Source organism: Bacillus sp. SM2101 (assembly GCF_018588585.1).
Classification (GTDB): Bacteria; Bacillota; Bacilli; order Bacillales; family SM2101; genus Nanhaiella; species Nanhaiella sioensis.
Genome location: NZ_JAEUFG010000005.1, coordinates 176,994 through 195,937, shown reverse-complemented (window position 1 = coordinate 195,937; position 18,944 = coordinate 176,994). Strand labels below are relative to the sequence as shown.

The 18,944-nt window shown below is 34.5% G+C and carries 19 protein-coding genes and 1 pseudogene; 13 read left to right on the top strand and 7 right to left on the bottom strand.

The features are described 5' to 3' along the window. Positions 1 to 355 precede the first annotated feature (355 nt). Complete coding sequence (locus JM172_RS06875; RefSeq protein WP_214481358.1) at positions 356 to 811, top strand: hypothetical protein; 456 nt, start codon at positions 356 to 358, stop codon at positions 809 to 811. A 257-nt stretch (positions 812 to 1,068) separates the two neighbouring features. Here the strand turns inward: JM172_RS06875 and JM172_RS06870 are convergent, their stop codons facing one another. Then, the gene (locus tag JM172_RS06870) at positions 1,069 to 2,070 is read right to left on the bottom strand and encodes a hypothetical protein (RefSeq protein ID WP_214481357.1); all 1,002 of its coding nucleotides are present in this window, start codon (positions 2,068 to 2,070) and stop codon (positions 1,069 to 1,071) included. 498 nt (positions 2,071 to 2,568) lie between these two features. Here JM172_RS06870 and JM172_RS06865 point away from each other — a divergent pair, with 498 nt between their 5' ends. Continuing rightward, positions 2,569 to 3,363 (top strand): C39 family peptidase, encoded by a 795-nt coding sequence (locus tag JM172_RS06865; RefSeq protein ID WP_214481356.1) that lies wholly within the window; start codon positions 2,569 to 2,571, stop codon positions 3,361 to 3,363. 73 nt (positions 3,364 to 3,436) lie between these two features. Here JM172_RS06865 and JM172_RS06860 read toward each other — a convergent pair whose 3' ends face one another. Next, the gene (locus JM172_RS06860; protein WP_214481355.1) at positions 3,437 to 4,027 is read right to left on the bottom strand and encodes a GNAT family N-acetyltransferase; all 591 of its coding nucleotides are present in this window, start codon (positions 4,025 to 4,027) and stop codon (positions 3,437 to 3,439) included. A gap of 584 nt (positions 4,028 to 4,611) precedes the next feature. Between JM172_RS06860 and JM172_RS06855 the strand changes: the two genes are divergently transcribed. Then, positions 4,612 to 4,815 carry a cold shock domain-containing protein gene (locus JM172_RS06855; RefSeq protein WP_214481354.1) on the top strand — a complete coding sequence of 68 codons (204 nt, stop codon included), beginning with the start codon at positions 4,612 to 4,614 and terminating at the stop codon, positions 4,813 to 4,815. Between the two features lie 178 nt (positions 4,816 to 4,993). Here JM172_RS06855 and JM172_RS06850 read toward each other — a convergent pair whose 3' ends face one another. Further along, complete coding sequence (locus JM172_RS06850) at positions 4,994 to 5,392, bottom strand: DUF2500 domain-containing protein (RefSeq protein ID WP_214481353.1); 399 nt, start codon at positions 5,390 to 5,392, stop codon at positions 4,994 to 4,996. Positions 5,393 to 5,560: 168 nt separating this feature from the next. On the opposite strand from JM172_RS06850, the gene JM172_RS06845 reads away from it, so the two are divergent. Next, a complete protein-coding gene (locus JM172_RS06845) occupies positions 5,561 to 7,066 on the top strand; it encodes a vWA domain-containing protein (protein WP_214481352.1) in 1,506 nt (501 codons plus the stop codon). 246 nt (positions 7,067 to 7,312) lie between these two features. On the opposite strand, the gene fdhF is transcribed toward JM172_RS06845, so the two are convergent. Together fdhF and JM172_RS25385 are read right to left on the bottom strand one after the other, a co-directional pair. After that, positions 7,313 to 9,208, bottom strand: a complete 1,896-nt coding sequence (fdhF, locus tag JM172_RS25390; protein ID WP_352223068.1) for a formate dehydrogenase subunit alpha — start codon at positions 9,206 to 9,208, stop codon at positions 7,313 to 7,315. Positions 9,209 to 9,211: 3 nt separating this feature from the next. Beyond that, positions 9,212 to 9,373 (bottom strand): annotated as a pseudogene (locus JM172_RS25385) (hypothetical protein); the annotation flags it as partial. Between the two features lie 315 nt (positions 9,374 to 9,688). Between JM172_RS25385 and JM172_RS25115 the strand changes: the two are divergent. Then, positions 9,689 to 9,811 (top strand): hypothetical protein, encoded by a 123-nt coding sequence (locus tag JM172_RS25115; RefSeq protein ID WP_284730436.1) that lies wholly within the window; start codon positions 9,689 to 9,691, stop codon positions 9,809 to 9,811. Between the two features lie 200 nt (positions 9,812 to 10,011). Here the strand turns inward: JM172_RS25115 and JM172_RS24710 are convergent, their stop codons facing one another. Continuing rightward, positions 10,012 to 10,113, bottom strand: a complete 102-nt coding sequence (locus JM172_RS24710) for a YjcZ family sporulation protein (protein ID WP_214481350.1) — start codon at positions 10,111 to 10,113, stop codon at positions 10,012 to 10,014. 238 nt (positions 10,114 to 10,351) lie between these two features. On the opposite strand from JM172_RS24710, the gene JM172_RS06825 reads away from it, so the two are divergent. From JM172_RS06825 to cysK, 7 genes are all read left to right on the top strand, one after another. Next, positions 10,352 to 10,507 (top strand): hypothetical protein, encoded by a 156-nt coding sequence (locus JM172_RS06825; RefSeq protein WP_214481349.1) that lies wholly within the window; start codon positions 10,352 to 10,354, stop codon positions 10,505 to 10,507. Positions 10,508 to 10,692: 185 nt separating this feature from the next. Next, on the top strand, positions 10,693 to 11,088 hold the full coding sequence (locus JM172_RS06820; protein ID WP_214481348.1) for a VOC family protein: 396 nt from the start codon (positions 10,693 to 10,695) through the stop codon (positions 11,086 to 11,088). Between the two features lie 775 nt (positions 11,089 to 11,863). Continuing rightward, positions 11,864 to 12,676 (top strand): cell wall-active antibiotics response protein LiaF, encoded by an 813-nt coding sequence (gene liaF / locus JM172_RS06815; protein ID WP_214481347.1) that lies wholly within the window; start codon positions 11,864 to 11,866, stop codon positions 12,674 to 12,676. A 12-nt stretch (positions 12,677 to 12,688) separates the two neighbouring features. Then, positions 12,689 to 13,750, top strand: a complete 1,062-nt coding sequence (locus tag JM172_RS06810) for a HAMP domain-containing sensor histidine kinase (RefSeq protein ID WP_214481346.1) — start codon at positions 12,689 to 12,691, stop codon at positions 13,748 to 13,750. Further along, positions 13,734 to 14,372 (top strand): response regulator transcription factor, encoded by a 639-nt coding sequence (locus JM172_RS06805; protein WP_214481345.1) that lies wholly within the window; start codon positions 13,734 to 13,736, stop codon positions 14,370 to 14,372. Before JM172_RS06810 ends, JM172_RS06805 begins: the two co-directional genes overlap by 17 nt. Before the next feature lie 209 nt (positions 14,373 to 14,581). After that, positions 14,582 to 16,045 (top strand): amidase family protein, encoded by a 1,464-nt coding sequence (locus JM172_RS06800; protein WP_214481344.1) that lies wholly within the window; start codon positions 14,582 to 14,584, stop codon positions 16,043 to 16,045. A 43-nt stretch (positions 16,046 to 16,088) separates the two neighbouring features. Continuing rightward, positions 16,089 to 17,018, top strand: a complete 930-nt coding sequence (gene cysK, locus JM172_RS06795; protein ID WP_214481343.1) for a cysteine synthase A — start codon at positions 16,089 to 16,091, stop codon at positions 17,016 to 17,018. A gap of 314 nt (positions 17,019 to 17,332) precedes the next feature. Here cysK and JM172_RS06790 read toward each other — a convergent pair whose 3' ends face one another. Continuing rightward, positions 17,333 to 17,650 (bottom strand): YbjQ family protein, encoded by a 318-nt coding sequence (locus JM172_RS06790; protein ID WP_214481342.1) that lies wholly within the window; start codon positions 17,648 to 17,650, stop codon positions 17,333 to 17,335. Between the two features lie 375 nt (positions 17,651 to 18,025). Here JM172_RS06790 and JM172_RS06785 point away from each other — a divergent pair, with 375 nt between their 5' ends. After that, positions 18,026 to 18,910, top strand: coding sequence for a hypothetical protein (locus tag JM172_RS06785; RefSeq protein WP_214481341.1), 885 nt, complete (start codon positions 18,026 to 18,028; stop codon positions 18,908 to 18,910). Positions 18,911 to 18,944 lie beyond the last annotated feature (34 nt).

Genomic DNA, 18,944 nt, shown 5'->3' with positions numbered 1-18,944 from the left:
TAAAGCATAAAAAATACTGGGATGTTGGTCACGTATGTATAGAACAAAACAACAACAACGTAAATTCCATAAATAGTGACGATTTGAAAGAGATTAGAGAACAAGTGAAGTAACGAGACAACTACGAGTACTAGGATCTAAAAGGAATGGCACTGTAATGATAAATACAAATGAGTAAATTAAGAAAAGAAAATAATAGATATGGAGTGTTCAAGAAATGTTTGTTATACCTTTGCCACCTATAAGTGAGGGAGTATAATTATGATTCTGTGTTAGCATTAATTGCTAATAATTATTGGATAAATGGTATGCTACCATTAGATGGACAATTCAATTCATCTAAAGGAGATTTATTATGACCAGAGGAAAATTAATCGGTTATCTTTTAGCTATGTTTATTGCTGGAATGACAGTAATGGCCTTGATTGCTAATTTTAATCCATTAAAAAAATTTAATGAATTTGACTATGCAATGGAGAAACTCGAACGGATAGATATTCGAAACACTCAAAGTCAATTGGAAGATGATTCGGAGATCTTGGACATTAAATATATTGCTGATAGTTATTTTTATATCGAGACTGAAAAATCTCAACATATTGTTAGATTGAGTAGAGCAATTGACGAAGAAAAACCACAACAACAAGGAATTTTTTATGAATTCTATCCATTTAAGTCAACTAGAGCGACGGCTAGTACCAGAATGGGAGTGTTAGAAAACTTACCTGTATTGGATTGGGTATTAAAAGTTCCAGACACTTATTATAAAGGAATTGAAATTTATAGAAATAAAAACAACTTACCTGAATGATGCTTTATATAGAGCATCTTTCTTCAAATTTTCTTTGACAGACTCTTTCATCAATAAAAGTTTTTTGATGCGTTTTTCCTAATAAATGTATCACTTCTAAGTGTAAGAGTGTTCTTCTACTGCATTATCATCATTTGTAGAAGGTAAGTTACACTAACTTCTTTCATTAATTTCCCCTAAGCAATTGTACACATCTTTTTTTTTCAATGCTGTGCACTCACATTGATCTCTATGGTTTTCATTATAGAACTATAATTTTATTTTTTTTCAACAATTTCTTTAGTTTGCGAAACTACAGTTTCAAAGCTATATAATTCAATGGGATCTTCAATTGAAATAGAATAGAATGTATTACCATCAGCTAAAAAAGATTCTATATCAATACTTTCGTACGTAAATCCTAGTTTCTTAAACGTGTTTAAAATGTTAAAAGCTTCTTTACTAAAAGCCTCTTTAGAAACAAAGTAAGTATCTGGAGCATGAGGTTTTATGGTAAGGCTAATTCCAATAGGTTCAACTCCAGAGTATATATCCTTAGTAAGGTATTTATTCTTAGGAAGTGTAACATGTGAGCTCATTTCTTCTATGGAAATATTTATATTTTGATCCAGCATTACCTTGAACATTTTACTTATCAATTCACTTTGACTCTTTTCGATTCGATAGTGGTAATCATCGAAAATACTATATTTTTTATAATATAGTCTTCCTTCATCTCTTCTGTCCTTTTTATTTATAACATTGACAATATGTTCATTTAAAATTGAATTATAATGAACACCTGAAATTTCTAGATCACCGTTATAGGTTTCGTTAATGTAGATCATAGCATTATTCTTAGCGGTGAAATGCTCTAAAGGAGTTCCATAAATTGAACTGTGCACGATTATGGATAAGGTTGCAAAGATAATGCTGAAAAGAAGTAAAATAATATACTTAATTTTTAGATAATTTCCATTAAACTTTTTAATACATACGCCTAATAAGTAGGCAGCACTAATATCTATAATGCTGTTAAATAAAATGAAGATATTAATATCAGTAGCTTCTGTGGCACTTATTATAAAATATACAATTAAAGTGGTAGACAGCATCCACCATATCTTGTATCCAACAAAATATAAACTAAATGCTAGAAGTAATGTAATAGGCAAAGTAGCTAGTAGACCACGATCTAATACTGTGTAACTAATTATAATAGCCGTTAGTAAAGTTCCACCAACATCCCTGAATTGACGAACAATATTTGTTGTGTGCATTAGGCATCCTCCATGTCAAATAGTAGGTTTTCTCTATTCTTAACAATAGCATATTTTACAAGGAATAATTTTCAATATTTAGTTCAATAGACGATAAGGCTTTCTCATTAATTAAATATAAGGACATAAAATAATAATAAAAAAACAGTGCGCATAGTAATATTACTAGAGAATTAGCAATGTGCTTAATAATCTTGTTCCTTAGAGCTAGGATCTAAAGCGTAAAAACTTTTGCTATTAAACAAAATAGAACTGCAAGGTGTGGCTTTTATATAGTGTCATAGATATATAAAAGAAAAGATGCAACTAACACTTTTTATACGTGTTTATTTCTTTATTTAATAGGCTTTATTAGTAAACTCTATTGCTTTTTTCAATTACATTTTAGTTGCTGATGAGTATTCTATCATTTTTATAGTTTTTAAATAAGACAAGGTATGCTCTACCTTGAACAATGGTTTGAATGATTTCGACTGGTTCATTTTTGGAGGTGTACTTATGTATAAAAAAATTAATACTCTTATTTGTTTATTCTTTATAGTAATGTTAATTGGCGGTTGTATGAATCAACCAAATCAACTATTATCAGTAGAATTAGCAAAAACACTTCGAAGCAACTCGACAGAAATTAGTAATGAAGCGTTATACAAGTCAAATGATTTACAGTCATTATCAAAAAAGGTCATTGAAGCACCGTTGTTTCAGCAGTTGCCTGAACTTCCAAGAGGTTGTGAAGTTACTAGCCTTGCGATGCTACTTTCATATGCAGGAATTCAAATAGATAAAATGGAATTAGCAGCAAAAATTCCGAAAGTACCTTATTATCAGCGCGGATTGTACGGAGACCCGAATGATGGGTTTGTTGGCGATATGTATTCATATGATAATGATGGCTATGCTGTGTACAATAAACCAATTGAGAACCTAGCAAATCGTTACATGCCTGGGCAAATTATTAATTTAACTGGAAAGCCGTTTACATTAATTGAAGATTATTTGAAAAAAGGAGTGCCTGTATGGGTAATTACAACAAGTACTTTTAATGTAGTACCAGAAGAATACTGGGAAACGTGGGAAACATCTACAGGCTCGATTAAAATAACTAAAAAGGAACATGCTGTGCTATTAACTGGATTTGACAGTCAGTATGTTTATGTAAATGACCCTCTTGTTGAGGAAAAAAATAGAAAACTAAATCGTGAAGACTTTTTTAGTGGTTGGAAGCAACTAGGAAGTCAAGCTATTACGCTAGCCCTTAAATTAAATCCTGTTGCTCACCATAGTTTTTATTAAGTTGATTGATGTAAATCAACTTAGTCGATGTCTTACGAGAACCTTGTGACTACGATAACCTAGAACAAATCAACTATAAATTTGGATGAGAGTTATTAGATTCATTATTATCATGTTGAAAGGTTAGTACCTCTTCAACTGGTTGATATGACTGACCGTAAAACTTTTCGTCTTTATATGTATGAATGTGCTCATACGTTTTTTTCATACTGCGGAATATCGTTTGTTCAACGTCTTTTTCGGTTTCGTTATGAGGCGTCCAATATAGAATTTCCATCTCATTTACTTTTTCAGTTGCTAATGACCGACGGCGATAAGTAATGTTTTTGGCATGTGTAAAGCCTTCGCGTTTATAAAATCGAAAGCGTTTTTCTGTATCTGTATCTTCATAATCAAGAGGTTCAACTTCTAGTAATATTGGCTTATTTTGCTGCTTCATTTTGTCAATAAGCTTATTCCCTAATCCTTGACCTCGCGCATTTTTTGAGACAAATAAATAATCGATCATGATGAACTCTTCTGTTTCGACATACATCAAGACGTGATGAAGTCCTTCATCTTTGAAATAAATATTACTCTTTTCTTTTAATAAAGCTTCCATATGCTCCTTAGACTTCATTTCTTCAATAGGAAAGTATTGGTTTAATTTTTCATACCAATTCATAAATTAATGTCTCCTTACTTTATTAAGTACAATTCTGACAAGCTAAAACCGATAAGCATTTAGAATAGCACTACTCATTAATTAATACAACTATAAATTCATTATTAAATGCCTATTAAGGTAAACAACTCAGTATATTATTACCAGTTGAAAGATATTAAATTCAACTAAAAAAATACGGTAATATAAATTTTTTCCAATATAAATCAATAAACATATTGATAATTTACATGAATATGTTATAATGACTTAGGTGCTTTAGCATCGAACGTTTGTTATCAAGTTTTATATAATGCCAGTCTATATTTGAATTTTTCTAATTCACTGGCGTGATCATCGGAGTCACAAGGATGAAAGAGAGGTAGGGCTTTCATTGTTTTAGATGAAGGAATGTTAATTTGTGCTAGTAATCTTATATAAAAGTAATTTAGGTCAAATTATGTATAAATATAGTTAATGGAGTAAATAATTCATGTATTATAAAGAGTTATCACTTCAACATTGGTACTTTTTATAATATGTGAATTTTTTATTTTGTATAGAAGTGATAATGAAGCATATTATTAAATTTTGGAGGTATTATTATGCAAACAACTGGTAAAGTAAAATGGTTTAATGCTGAGAAAGGCTTTGGATTTATCGAAGCTAATGACGGCAACGATGTATTTGTACATTTTAGTGCAATTACTGGTGAAGGCTTTAAAACTTTAGAAGAGGGACAAGAAGTTCAATTTGATATCGTTGAAGGTAACCGTGGCCCTCAAGCTGAAAACGTTGTAAAGCTGTAATAGGAACAAAATAAATAAACTAAACCCGAAGTGTAAGCTACACTTCGGGTTTTTTTTGTAAGTTTATTTAATAAGAACAGTTTCCCCCGTGAAGATACCCCATGTTTATGCCGTCGATCAAAAATGATACAAATACATATTGCTGTAGTATCAAGTAACGATTTTGCAAAAGTTTCAGTTAAGATCGTGTAAATCCTTTATATCTACTCCCCTGAAAGGTCAATTTTCCTTGATCGCCTTCGACAAGTGTGCCATATTCTTTGCCGCTAACTTGTAGCTCCATGCGATCACCACTTTCAACTTCAAAGGTAGCATAATACGTTGTACTAGACCTAGTAGTAGGGTGGTCATTATGGTGGTTAGTACGTCTCCTAACATTCATTCTCTTTGTCACGACAATCGCATTAACAGTTAAGACTGGTTGATTATTATTATGATTCCATTGTTTTATACCCGTTATTGCTACAAAAATAAAAATTCCAAAGGTCATTATAAACCCAAATATGACTATATAAGGTATGATTTGAAATAACTCAAAGCCTTGCTCAAAACCATTGTTGAAATTATTGAATGGCATTTATCTCCCCTCCTTTAGACGGCAATTCAAGTACAAATGAAAAAAATATTGTACATCACATTATAACAAATCTATAGAATTAGTTACCAAAAAAGTGCATTTATAGTATTAAACACTGTAACAAATAATTTCATTCATTCGTCTTATTGGTTGAGGGGGGTCAAAATAATGAGAAAAATACTTGTCCTTTTAGTATGTATGTTAATACTTGCTTCATGTGGGGGGAAGGAAGATTCTGGAGCAGTCGAAAGTAACGAAGCTAAAACTGATTCAAGTCTTTCATACGATCAAGCTACTCCAGTTAGTATAGAAAATTCTCTTCCAAATGGTGCTACTTATGATGCTATGTATTTTGAACATTACGGTACAAATCCGTTCGTTTCAACTGAAGATGATTCACTTTCTACTTTTGCTGTTGATGTAGATACAGGGTCTTATAGTGTAGTAAGGAATTATTTATCAAGAGGAACGATGCCACCGAATGATGCTGTAAGAGTTGAAGAATTTGTTAATTATTTCGAATCAAATGTTTCTCCACCAGAAAAAGAGACATTTTCAGTCCGTGTCGATGGGTCAATTTCACCGTTTGGTAAAGGCTATAAACTGATGAGGGTTGATATTAAAGGAAGAGAAATCAATGTGAATGATAGAAAACCAGCACACTTAACATTCGTCATTGATGTATCTGGGTCTATGGAACAAGAAGGCAGGTTAGAGCTTGTTAAAAAAAGTTTGCATTTACTGTTAAGTCAGTTAAAGCCTGAAGATAAAGTGAGTATTGTTACTTATGGATCAAATGCACGAGTGGTATTACAACCGAGCTCCCTAGATAACATAACGGCTATTGAACGAGCTATAAATGAACTTGGGCCAGAAGGATCGACAAATGTTGAGGATGGGTTGAGAATGGCATATGAAATGGCAAGAGAAAACTTTCATCCTGGTGCAGTTAATCGTGTTATCCTTTGTTCTGATGGAGTAGCAAATGTGGGTGAGACAAGTGCTAATGGCATATTAGAACAAATTAAATCATATGCCAAGAAAGACATTACATTGAGTACGTTTGGTTTTGGTATGGGAAATTATAATGATGTGTTAATGGAACAGCTTGCTGATCGAGGTGACGGAAATTATGCATATATTGATACGTTTTCAGAAGCTCGTCGCATCTTCATGGAAGAGTTAACTGGTACAATATATACAATTGCAAAAGATATGAAGGTTCAGGTGGAATTTAACCCCGAGACAGTGGACCGATACAGGTTAATAGGCTATGAAAATCGGTACGTGGATGATGAAGATTTTCGGAACGATACAGTTGATGGTGGTGAGATAGGTGCAGGTCATACTGTAACAGCACTATATGAACTGAAATTGAAAACGGAAAATCCAAATAATATTGGAGACGTTCACCTTAGGTATACTGATGTGGAACTTAACGAAATAAATGAAATCACTAAACCTTTATCTATAACAGGAGATGCTGGAACAGATTTTAACTTTATTGCTGCAGTTGCAGAATTTGCAGAGATATTACGAGGTAGCTATTGGGCAAAGGAAGGGACATTTAATCATGTTCTGGAAGTAGCAGAACAAAATGCTAATACTGAGAAGGAGTTTGAATTTGTTCATATGGTAAAGGATGCGATGGCGATTGAAGCTGGAGAAAAATGATGTATCGTTCAATTTGAGCCCAAAGCTTTTCACGGTGTTAAGGAGGAGAGGTTGACCAACATTTCTTCAAGGATCTATTTTACTTGATCATTAAATCGATCATACTTCTATTGCTCAAATTTATAAAGCTGCTATCAAAACTTATTTTGATAGCAGCTTTTTTAGCTCTATATTGATTTTTCCGAAGAGTGTAGTAGCAAAGCCATTTCAAAATTATACGTTGTATTGATGTCAAGATAGGACATGTTAAGTTATTTTCTCAATCTTGATGGCACATGATTTAAATTCTGCAGTCCCAGAGATGGGATCATATTCGTTAAGTGTCAACATATTTGTCGGAACTTCAGACCAATGAAAGCTCATAAAGACAAGCCCAGGGACCATTTTATTTGTAAGCTTTGTTTTCACTTTGACACTTCCTCTACGTGAGCTTACTTTGACAAGTTCCCCATCATCCACACCAATTTTTACCGCATCGTCAGGGTGCATATCAATTGTCTCTTCTGTTTGCTTTATTTTAACTCCATCAGCGTAGAATTTGGTTTGCGTATGTGTGTTATACGATTCATACCTTCTTCCAGTCGTAAGGGTAAAAGGGTATTCCTCATCTGGTAATTCTAATGGTGCTGTATATGAGACAGGAACAAATGATGTTTTTTCGCTAGTAAATTCAGTAGTATGAAACCGATCGTGTAAATATAATGTACCCGGGTGATCCTCTGTTGGGCAAGGGTAGTGAAGCCCATTCTCTCGATCAAGTCGTTCATACGGCATTCCACCGTACATTTCTTGAGCTAGATTACGTACTTCATTCCAAATTTCTTCACTAGACTGATACTTCATAGGGTAGCCTAATCTCGTAGATAGGTCACATAAAATATCCCAATCTTCTCTTGTGTTAGGGTTTGGCTCTATCGCTTTCCTTACACGCTGAACTCTACGATCTGTGTTCGTAAACGTACCCTCTACCTCGCTCCAAGAACGTGCTGGTAGAACAACGTCAGCTAATTCAGCTGTTTCAGTAAGAAATATATCTTGCACAATTAATAGATCAAGCTTTTCCAAAAGTTTTTTCGTATGTGACATATGGACATCCGCCATCAGAGGATTTTCGCCGATTACGTATAATGCCTTTACTTCGCCACTTTCCATTTTTTCAAAAGTTCTCGTTTGGGTATCTCCGGCATGGGGGTTTATTGACACTTGCCACTCTTTTTCAAACATTTCTCTATGCACCTGACTGCTCACCTTGAAACCGCCAGGTAGTTGATTAGGTAGGCATCCCATGTCGCCTGCACCTTGAACGTTGTTTTGTCCCCTTAGTGGCATAATGCCATTTCCTTCTTTACCGATATGACCAGTTAATAAGGCTAAGTTTGCTATATCGAATACATTATTGACACCACTATGATGTTCAGTAATGCCAAGGGTGTATGCAATCATTGCATTTTGTGCATTTGCATACTGTCTTGCGACTTTTACTATTTGTTCTGGCTGCAAACCGGTGATTGCTGCAGCAAATTCAGGAGTATATTTTGCTACCTGCTGTTGAAGGTCATTAATACCATGAGTAACGCGCGATATAAAGTTGTCATCATACAGCTGTTCTTTCAATATAACGTGAATGAATGCGTTCATTAGCGCGATGTCAGAACCAACATTAATTTGTAAATGTTCATCAGCAAATTTAACCATATCTATTTCCCGTGGGTCAATTACAATGATCTTTAGCCCTTTTTTTACAGCCTTTTTCATGCGGTTAGCAATAATTGGATGGGCCTCGGTTGTATTCGATCCCATTAATAAAAGGACATCTGTCTTATCAAAATCTTCTAATCTATTGGTAGGGAAACCGCTTCCAAGTATAGTCGCCAGACCGGCGACGCTAGGAGCGTGTCAAGTACGGTTACACCCATCAATATGATTATTTCCAATTGCGGCTCTCATGAATTTTTGAGTAATGTAGTTTGTTTCGTTTGTTGAACGAGAACATGCAAACATTGTTATTGCATCTGTACCCCAATTATTTTTAATGTGCGTTAATTTGTTAGCTATGAAAGATAAAGCGTCTTCCCAGCTAGTTGGTATTAGTTTTCCTGCTTTACGAATGAGTGGGGATGTTAATCTTGAAGGTGAATGCACATAGTTATATGCAAAAGCTCCCTTAATACAAGTTTGTCCTTTATTCACAGGAGCTTCTTTATCACCACGTATTCTAGTAATTTTATTATCGTTTACTTCTAAAACAAGTCCACAACCTGTGCCACAATAGCCACATATTGTTTTAACCTTTTTAGCCTCTTCCATACTCTTATCCTCCTTTACAATCTAATAAAGATCAAGTTGTTTAACAAAGATGATAAGCTTACTATTATTTTAGCAAATCCTCATTTACGTTTGTGTAATTTTTCTAGTGAAAAATAAAGAAAATTTCATCAAAATTGCTCAGATTATCCCTTGTTGTTATTTTATTAGGATTATCATCGTGAAGTGAAGTACAAAAGCCACGAAACTACAATTGTGCAAGTGTTACAATTAATTGTGCAAAACCTATTGTGCAAGCAGTTTTTATAAAAGTATTCTCGTAAACTTTGTTGCTATTGTTATTAAAGTAGTTTCAAAATGGTGATTTATATTGTTAGTCATCGTTGTACAGAAGAAGCAAAGATGCCACGAACTCTGGTTAAGTACGTGTTTATTTCTGATGCAAAAACAGCCTTACTTAAAAATGAACAGTATGATTAGTTTTATGAGATCTCAATATTTGTAAAAGGAGAAAAGATGCTACGAACACTAAATGTGATGTGTAAGTTCTAATATCTCAGCAAGATTTTAAGCAATCATAAAAGACCCGTATAAAAAAACTCTTGGTTCCATTAATTGGTGACCAAGAGAGTGTTTTTTAAGCTTTAAATCAATTGTGGTGAGAGATCTCAGCGTGCATATTAATAACCAAAACGGCCTACACAAGCACAACCAATTATGATTAATAAAATGAACAACACGACTACTAATGCAAAAATACCGCCACCGCCATATTCTGCCACTTATAACCCTCCTTATAGGATAATTAATGAGGCCTAATTGCCTCGTTAAAAATAACATATGCAACCTAGGTAATATTGCTTGGGTCATTCAACTATTTTTATCGAGAAATTTTTCATAATCTACAAGGGTCTTTTCTTATTCTTTGTTGCTTAATTAACTGAAATTTCATATCTCGATCAAGGAAATATTTATAGGGTTTGCCAATGCTTTAAAGGTGAAATGGTATCACGAACTACAATGCCGTTGGTAAATTTAAAACGAAAGATAAAATTAAATGGCAAAATTAGCATGATAAAAATAGTGATGGGTAACGTGCCGTGCTACTATAAGTTTGCATTAGGCGAGGGTGGTGATTTGTTTAATCAAGCTGACTTTGATGTGCTCTTTTTGTAAGGTTTTTCCGCAAAATTTGTTGCTATCGAGAGTCAGTAAGGGCAGTAAAAAAATTACAATTGAGCTCATTATTAAATGAAAAAGGCTGTTTCTAAAAAGTTATCGTTTTTAGGATAAATAATTGTAAGTCTGGAATGATCTGATAAAATAATTGTGTGAAAAAGTAGAGATAAGGAGGGTGTCAATTGTCACAAGGGCTTATACATCATATTGAAATAAATGTTACTGATTTGAAGAGTTCAGTTGCCTTTTGGGGTTGGTTATTAGAAGAATTAGGATATGAACCTTTTCAGGAGTGGGAAAGTGGTCGAAGTTGGAAAATTGGAGACACATACATTATTTTCGTTCAAACTGATGAAAGGTTTTTGGACATAACCTATCATAGAAGCAGGGTAGGTTTAAATCATTTGGCTTTCCATGCAAGTTCACGGCAACAAGTTGACGATATGACAAGAAAGTTAACAGAAAAGGGTGTTAAAATCCTTTATACTGATAAACATCCCTTCGCAGGAGGGGAAAATTATTATGCAGTTTTTTTTGAAGACCCAGACAGAATTAAGGTCGAATTAGTAGCTCCTTGAACTTTAACCTCTAAATTTAGAGGTCTTTTATTATGTATTCCTTAACATCTCTACAGCTAGTAATTAGACTTTTTGACACGTTGAAATTAGTGTTTGTCTATTCGGTTATCCAATGTCAAAAACACGTTGCTTTAAGCTTTCATCTACTGTTCTATGTAGTAAGCTTACCTATTGCAGTATCAATTTCTTCCACATGCACTGTTCTTGCTTTATGAGCAATCCTATTGCACCTGCTATTATGTCCGACTACAACAGTGATTTTGAGGTTTGAAATTCCTCTTTTTTTGTCTTTCTAAGTGTGATTTACAGTATCGTGCTAACTCCTTAGTGTAATAAACAACAATTCATGGAGCCTTTTGTTAAGACAAACAATAGGTCTACAGACTGAGAACCCTCCGTGCCTTAGCATGTTTTCTTACGTATGAGGTATGTTTATAATAATGGTATAATATTAAAATATTTGACAGATTGCTAGTCGAATTTCGATCTAATAGGTAATCATTTTGTTTATTTAAGGCTTTTTTCGTAAAATTTGTTACTATTGCTATCAAATTAGTACCAAAAAAGTGATTTTATATTGTCAGTCATGTACGAGTTTATTTCTTAATACGAAAAACAACAATCAATACCAAAACAGCTTTATTTAAAGCAACAATGTTCACAATCCTTTTAAAGTATATTTATAAAATAGAGTGAATAAGAAGGAACATTCAGTATTAAAGTCAAATTATTTATGGGGAGAACACAAGTGAGGTTCTTTTCTGGAGGGTTTATTATGAAAACACTTAGTCAATTTATTTGGGGATTTTTATTAGTTGGAATTGGGATCGTACTATTATTGATGAATATTAATGTTATTACACTAAATGTGAGAGATGTTTTTCACTTTTTCTATCCGTTTTTATTCGTCATCATCGGCTTGAAATGGGTGGTAGAATGGGTAATTACTAAGGGAAGAACAGGATGGTTTAAGGGAGTCTTTGTTATAATTTTTGGGTCATTACTAATACTTGATAGATTTTTTATTATTGAATTTGGATTTTGGGATGTTTATAAATTGTGGCCACTTTTCTTCATTTTTCTCGGGTTGGAAATGTTCCGTAACAGGAAAATTACAGTTATAAAAGTCGAGAAGTCAAGTGAAAGGAAGGATAAAGTGTTGAAAAAGGTCAGTGAATTCTATGATGAAGACGATGATATACCTAACGACTCAAAGGGGGTTATCTTGAAAAATTTCTCTATAGGCACAATGAAATTCGATGATGAAAATTGGGCTGTTAAACCAATTAATATTAAGAATATGATTGGTGACTACTATTTTGATTTTAGCAGAGCTTATATCCCTGATAAAGAAACTGAAATAGTTATTCAAGGATTAGTTGGGGACATTAAAATGCTTATTCCAGAAGATATTGCTTGTAAGATCGACACGACAGTAAACATGGGAGAAGTAAAAGTTTTTGAACTTAGAAAGGACGGAGTCCACAATACTATAAGCTTCGAGTCTGACAACTATTCAAATGCTACGAGAAAGCTAACAATCCATCTTTCATTAAAAGCAGGTTCAATTCGAGTCGATCGAGTGTAGGAGGAAAAGCTCATGCTTAAAAATATTATAAGTATACGTTTTCAATTTATTCGATCCCATCTCGTAGCTGCTCTAGTGTCAACTATCCTTTTCTTTGTTGGTTTACAGCTGTTTTTCTTGTTTTTTCCTACACAATCCATACACATTCCTACAATCTTGTGGATGACGTTGTTTGTTACATGTATATCAATAGGATCGGGTGTTTTTATTGGCTACCGAAATAGCATGTCTATCAAAAAAAGAATAGAGGATGTTTCAACATATATAACAGTGTTATCGAGAGGGAATTTATCAGAGCGTATACAAAGTGAAGAAAAAGATGAAATTGGTAGAATTAGTGATGAATTAAACCAACTAGCGATAAAGATTGAGGGACAAGTAGATTCCTTACAACGGCTTGCAGAGCAAAAAGCAGAGTTAGCTAATAATGCGCATACAGTTGCGGTTGTTGAAGAACGACAAAGACTAGCTAGAGATCTTCATGATGCAGTAAGTCAACAACTTTTTGCGTTAAGTATGTTATCGTCAGCTGCAGTCCGACTTATTGATGATGACCCAAATTTAGCTAAGAAACAGCTTCAAGAAATAGGAGATATGGCTGGTCAAGCTCAAGTTGAAATGCGAGCTCTCTTGCTTCATCTCAGACCTGTGCGTTTGTCAGGAGAGCCTCTCGATCAAGCAATTAACCAGCTTGTTAATGAGTTAGAGCAAAGATGCCCGATCAAATTTAAAGTTTCTATCCAAAATATAAATGACCTTTCATTTGCAGTGGAGGATCATTTATTTAGAATTGTTCAAGAAGCTTTAGCAAATAGTTTACGTCATGCTGACGCATCAAAGATGAAAATCGACTTATATAAAAGAGATCAGTATATTTTTTTACACGTATATGATAATGGCAAAGGCTTTGATGTAACGAATTTAAAAATGGCTTCATATGGTCTACACACGATGAAAGAACGGTGTGAAGAAATTGGTGGACAATTTAGCGTGAAATCCAATGTTGGAGAAGGAACATATATCGATATTCGCATACCTTTTAAAGGAGGAGAACACGATGGAGGAGAAAATTAAAGTGGTCGTTGTAGATGATCATGAAATGGTAAGAAGAGGTATCATCTCCTATCTTATGACTGAGCGGGATATTGAGGTAGTTGGTGAAGGTAAAAATGGCAAGGAAGGAATTGAACTAGTAAAAAAGAACAAACCTGACGTTGTGTTAATGGATTTGTTAATGGAGGGCGGTACAGGCATCGATGCAACTAAGCAAGTGATGGCTATCAATCCAGCGTGTAAAGTCATCATTTTAACAAGCTATTATGATGATGAACAAGTATTTCCGGCAATAGAAGCCGGAGCGTTTAGTTATTTACTAAAGACATCACGGGCTGATCAAATAAGTGATGCAATTCGCAAAGCATTTCGTGGAGAAAATGTAATTGAACCAAAAGTAGCAAATAAAATGATGAATCGCTTTCGAAATAGTTCTGAAAAACCACATGACAAGCTTACTGATAGAGAACTAGATGTGTTAATATGTTTAGGTGATGGCTTAACCAATCAAGAGATCAGTGATAAATTATTTATTGGGGTAAAAACGGTAAAAACACATGTGAGTAACATCCTCAGTAAACTTGAAGTAGCTGACCGCACCCAAGCAGCCATTTACGCTAATCGTAATGGCATAGTAGGTTAATAAATAGTAATGTATTTTTAAGGACCTTTTCGAAAACAGTGTGTTGCAGTTGTTCCTAAACTAGAAGATAACATCTAACAGTCATCTTTATATAGAAGAAAAGATGCCACGAAGGCTAGATGTATACGGAAACACATTAATCAATTCGAAAAGCCTTATTTAACTTGTTACTTTAGTTTGTAATATTTTTAGGAGGTTATTTAGAAGGCATGAATAGTATAAAAAATTATTGGAGAGAAGAATCCACTATATTTGAAATGCAAGAAGCTATGGACGCTGAACTCATTTCTTCTAAGCAACTTGTTTTGTATTTTTTACATAGAATAGCATCCTTTGATAGCAAAGGGCTAGCGATTAATTCCATTGCACAAATTAATCCTGATGCACTACATATTGCAGAATCTCTTGATAGGGAAAGAAAGTTAACAGGAGCTCGCGGCCACTTGCATGGAATTCCTATTTTATTAAAAGATAATATAGATACAGATGATAAAATGAATACGAGTGCAGGTTCGTTAGTGCTAGCAGATTCTTATGCTGCTGATGATGCGTTTGTAGTAAAGCAGTTACGAAAAGCAGGGGCAGTGATACTTGGGAAGACTAACATGACTGAATTTGCTAATTATATGGCTGAAAATATGCCTTCTGGCTATAGTTCAAAAGGTGGACAAGTATTAAACCCGTACGGACCTGGCAAGTTTGATGTTGGAGGTTCAAGTTCGGGGTCCGGTGCAGCAATAGCAGCCAACTTTGCAGCTGCAGCAATAGGAACTGAGACATCTGGATCGATACTAAACCCAGCTATAAACAATTCCCTCGTTGGCATCAAACCTACGGTTGGTCTTGTCAGTCGTGATGGAATCATTCCGATAGCTTTCAGTCAAGATGTTGCAGGCCCAATGGCAAGAAATGTGAGCGACGCTGCAATCTTGTTAAGTTCAATTACTGGCATAGATCATGAAGATCCTTCGACAGCCATTAGTATAGGGCAAACGGAGAATGATTATAGTCAATTTCTTGATAAAGATGGTTTAAAAGGAGCAAAGATTGGTGTATTTCAAGATGTTGAATACGATTGTGTTAGTGAAAGAAAACTCATTCAAACCGTTATTGACGTCATGCGTGAGGAAGGGGCAACAATCGTAGAATCAATTACAATTCCATCCTATAAATCCGACTGGGATTGGAACGTATTGGATTATGAATTTAAGCCAGCAATCAATGCATATTTAAAGAAGTTGAATCACGGTCATATCCGTACACTTGAAGATATCATTTCTTTTAATGACAGTGTTCCTGAGAAAGCATTAAAATATGGGCAACACTATTTTTTACAATCCCAAAGTAGGAGTGGGGCATTAACAGAGGCGGAATATATTCATAGTAGAGCGAATGATATTTCTTTATCGAGAGACCAAGGGATTGACTACGCAATAGATAAGTACGATGTTGATGTGATTTTATTTCCTTCAGATTCGGGAGCAGATATAGCAGCTAGAGCTGGCTATCCATCAATAAGTGTACCTTGTGGCTTTACTACAGATGGGAAGCCGTATGGGTTCACATTGACCGGAAAAGCATTTACAGAAACTAAATTAATTAAAATAGCGTACTCATACGAACAAAAAACTAAACATCGTCAACCCCCAAGGAGTCAGCCCTCCGGCGCTTAGAAGCGTTATAGCATTGGGGGGCAGACCCCGAAGGAGTGTACATATGCGTGTCGTGCAAAATATTGCAGATTTAATTGGTAATACACCACTTATTAAATTAAATCGTCTCACTGGTCAAAATGAAGCAACGGTTTATGTTAAGCTTGAATACTACAACCCAAGTAGGAGTGTAAAAGATCGTGCCGCCTATAATATGATTATTGAGGCAGAAAAACACGGATTGCTAAAGCCTGGTTCAACAATTATTGAGCCTACTTCTGGTAATACTGGTATCGGTCTTGCTATGAATGCTGCAGCGAGAGGATATCAAGCTATTATCGTTATGCCTGACACGATGACAGAAGAGAGAATTAACCTTGTTAAAGCATACGGAGCAAAGGTTGTCTTAACCCCTGGTGAACAGCGTATGCCTGGAGCGATAGAGAAGGCAAAAGAATTAGCGAAACAGATTCCTAATAGTTTTATCCCAATGCAATTTGAAAACGAAGCAAACCCAAATGCCCACCGTACAACTACAGCGGTTGAAATAATTGAAGCTATGAAGCAAATTGGTAAAACACCATCAGCTTTCGTTGCGACATCTGGAACTGGCGGTACGATTACAGGAACTGGTGAAACGTTAAAAGAAGAATATGAAAGCATAAAGGTATATGTTGTTGAGCCATCGGGCTCGCCTGTTTTATCTGGGGGGCAGCCAGGTAAGCATAAACTTGTTGGAACGAGTCCGGGGTTTATTCCTGCTACGTTAAATACAAGCATATACGATGAAATTATCAAAATTGAGGATGATCAAGCATATAGTATTGTTCGAGATCTTGCATCAAAAGAGGGGATTCTTGTTGGACCGTCTTCAGGTGCGGCAGTTTACGCAGCTATACAGGTTGCGAAAGAATTATCTCCACAGGATATTGTAATATGTATGACCGCGGACTCTGGTGAACGCTATTTATCCAGTGATGTATTCAAAGAGTGACTGTTTGCATAGCACGAAAGAGATAGCTATATGAATGATAACTTAATAAAATCATCAGTCTGTTTATACTATTATTTACGCAAAGAAGTGACTAATTCTTAGATATCCATGTTAAGTTTAGTGAGTTTATTTAACAAAACAAAGGTAGCGAAGCAATTGCTTTGCTACCTTTTGCATTATATTTACTGGATGCTTCTAGATAAATGATTTTTATTATTGTCATATTAAGAAATAACTTCATGTTTTTGTTTTATATATTGTTGATAGTTTATAAAACCTCTAGTAGCAACTTTAAAATAGCTCTATAAAAAGTACTATTTAGCCAATTTCACTGCAGTGCCTGTAGCGACAACCATCATCATTCCATCTCTTAGTGTTTCAAAGTCTAAGTCTACTGCAATTACTGCATCAGCACCTAATTGCTTTGCTTTTCCTTCCATTTCAGCAATTGCTGCACGACGTCCTTCAGCTAACTTACTCTCGTATGTGCCACTTCTTCCACCAATTATGTCTGTTACACTTGCTAAAAAATCTCGGACGACGTTAGCACCCATAATAGCCTCAGCTGTTACGATGCCTAAATACGATTCAATTTTCTTACCTTCTAATGAATTAGTTGTTGTTACAATCATTTCTAATTCCTCCTTGTAATGGATTCGTGTTTTTGAGTTCCTTCAATAATTAATACGATTAACTGCAAAAAGAGATTCATTTTTACTTCAACTTCTTTCTAAAGTTGTTTTGTCCTAAGAAATACATAGTTATACAATTAGAGTTCACAGCATTCTTACTTATAAAAAATGGCAAGCTATTAAACTTCGCCTAGAGGTTCTTGTTAAAAGGTTACAACAAGAGCATTCATAAAGTTGTCATTAGATAGACTGAATGTATAGGTCATCATAAGGTAAAATATAGTAGAGAGATTATGTGCTAAACATTGAAATATATTAAACTGCGAACTCTGGTGGAAATATGCATATCATTCATAATGGGGGAGTGGAGCTAATATGAAGCACGCAAAGGTAATTAAGATGCTCGTTATACTTATTATAGTCTTGTCGTTGATTTCATCTGTTTATGGTGTTTTCTCAAATCGAGGACCAGGTCAGTTTGAATTTATGTCTGTACGTGGGGAAACAGTAACCGTACAAGGAAATGGGTTATATCAATATGATTCTATAGCCATAGCGTCACAGGCAATTGCACAAGATCTCGTGACGATAGTAGTAGGTATTCCTTTACTTATTATATCTCTCTATATGTCTAGGAAGGGACTAATAAAAGGTGATATTTTACTCACAGGTACTTTAGGGTATTTTTTATATACGTATACTTCGTATTCTTTTCTATCGATGTATAATCCATTTTTTCTTATATATGTACTTTTGATGTCAGCGGCGTTTTTTGCATTTACACTCGCCATGACGTCATTTGATTTGAAAAAGCTAAGCTCTTCGGTTTTCGATAACCGGTTTCCCACAAAGTTTGTAGGTGGATTTTTATTATTCATAGGGGTAACAGTTGGATTGATGTGGCTAGGTAGGATTGTTCCTGCTCTTATTGACAATTCAATACCAATTGGCTTGGAACACTATAACACGTTAGTGATACAAGCACTAGATCTTGGATTTCTTGTACCAATTTCTATTTTATCAGGTTATTTAGTACTACGAAAAAATTCTTTCGGTTATTTACTTGCATCTATCGTAATCGTTAAAGGAATTACAATGCTAACTGCAATTACAGGAATGATTATTAGTCAATTATTATCAGGTGTCCACGTTAGTATAAGTGAGATTATACTATTTCCATTGTTTAATGTTGTAGTCATATATTGTTTGTTTCTAATTTTGAAAAACATCGATGAACGAATTGAGCTTAGACATCATTAAAAGTGAATAAACCAGTAATGCTTTTATAAAATGA

What these genes read in the sequence shown, in the direction of transcription:
- JM172_RS06875 (WP_214481358.1), top strand. Translation starts at nt 356, where the DNA reads ATGACCAGAGGAAAATTAATCGGTTATCTTTTAGCTATGTTTATTGCT.
- JM172_RS06855 (WP_214481354.1), top strand. Translation starts at nt 4,612, where the DNA reads ATGCAAACAACTGGTAAAGTAAAATGGTTTAATGCTGAGAAAGGCTTT.
- JM172_RS06860 (WP_214481355.1), bottom strand. Translation starts at nt 4,027, where the DNA reads ATGAATTGGTATGAAAAATTAAACCAATACTTTCCTATTGAAGAAATG.
- JM172_RS06800 (WP_214481344.1), top strand. Translation starts at nt 14,582, where the DNA reads ATGAATAGTATAAAAAATTATTGGAGAGAAGAATCCACTATATTTGAA.
- JM172_RS06865 (WP_214481356.1), top strand. Translation starts at nt 2,569, where the DNA reads ATGTATAAAAAAATTAATACTCTTATTTGTTTATTCTTTATAGTAATG.
- JM172_RS06805 (WP_214481345.1), top strand. Translation starts at nt 13,734, where the DNA reads ATGGAGGAGAAAATTAAAGTGGTCGTTGTAGATGATCATGAAATGGTA.
- JM172_RS06870 (WP_214481357.1), bottom strand. Translation starts at nt 2,070, where the DNA reads ATGCACACAACAAATATTGTTCGTCAATTCAGGGATGTTGGTGGAACT.
- JM172_RS06825 (WP_214481349.1), top strand. Translation starts at nt 10,352, where the DNA reads ATGCCGTTGGTAAATTTAAAACGAAAGATAAAATTAAATGGCAAAATT.
- JM172_RS25115 (WP_284730436.1), top strand. Translation starts at nt 9,689, where the DNA reads ATGGTGATTTATATTGTTAGTCATCGTTGTACAGAAGAAGCAAAGATG.
- JM172_RS06785 (WP_214481341.1), top strand. Translation starts at nt 18,026, where the DNA reads ATGAAGCACGCAAAGGTAATTAAGATGCTCGTTATACTTATTATAGTC.
- JM172_RS06790 (WP_214481342.1), bottom strand. Translation starts at nt 17,650, where the DNA reads ATGATTGTAACAACAACTAATTCATTAGAAGGTAAGAAAATTGAATCG.
- liaF (WP_214481347.1), top strand. Translation starts at nt 11,864, where the DNA reads ATGAAAACACTTAGTCAATTTATTTGGGGATTTTTATTAGTTGGAATT.
- JM172_RS06850 (WP_214481353.1), bottom strand. Translation starts at nt 5,392, where the DNA reads ATGCCATTCAATAATTTCAACAATGGTTTTGAGCAAGGCTTTGAGTTA.
- JM172_RS06810 (WP_214481346.1), top strand. Translation starts at nt 12,689, where the DNA reads ATGCTTAAAAATATTATAAGTATACGTTTTCAATTTATTCGATCCCAT.
- JM172_RS06845 (WP_214481352.1), top strand. Translation starts at nt 5,561, where the DNA reads ATGAGAAAAATACTTGTCCTTTTAGTATGTATGTTAATACTTGCTTCA.
- cysK (WP_214481343.1), top strand. Translation starts at nt 16,089, where the DNA reads ATGCGTGTCGTGCAAAATATTGCAGATTTAATTGGTAATACACCACTT.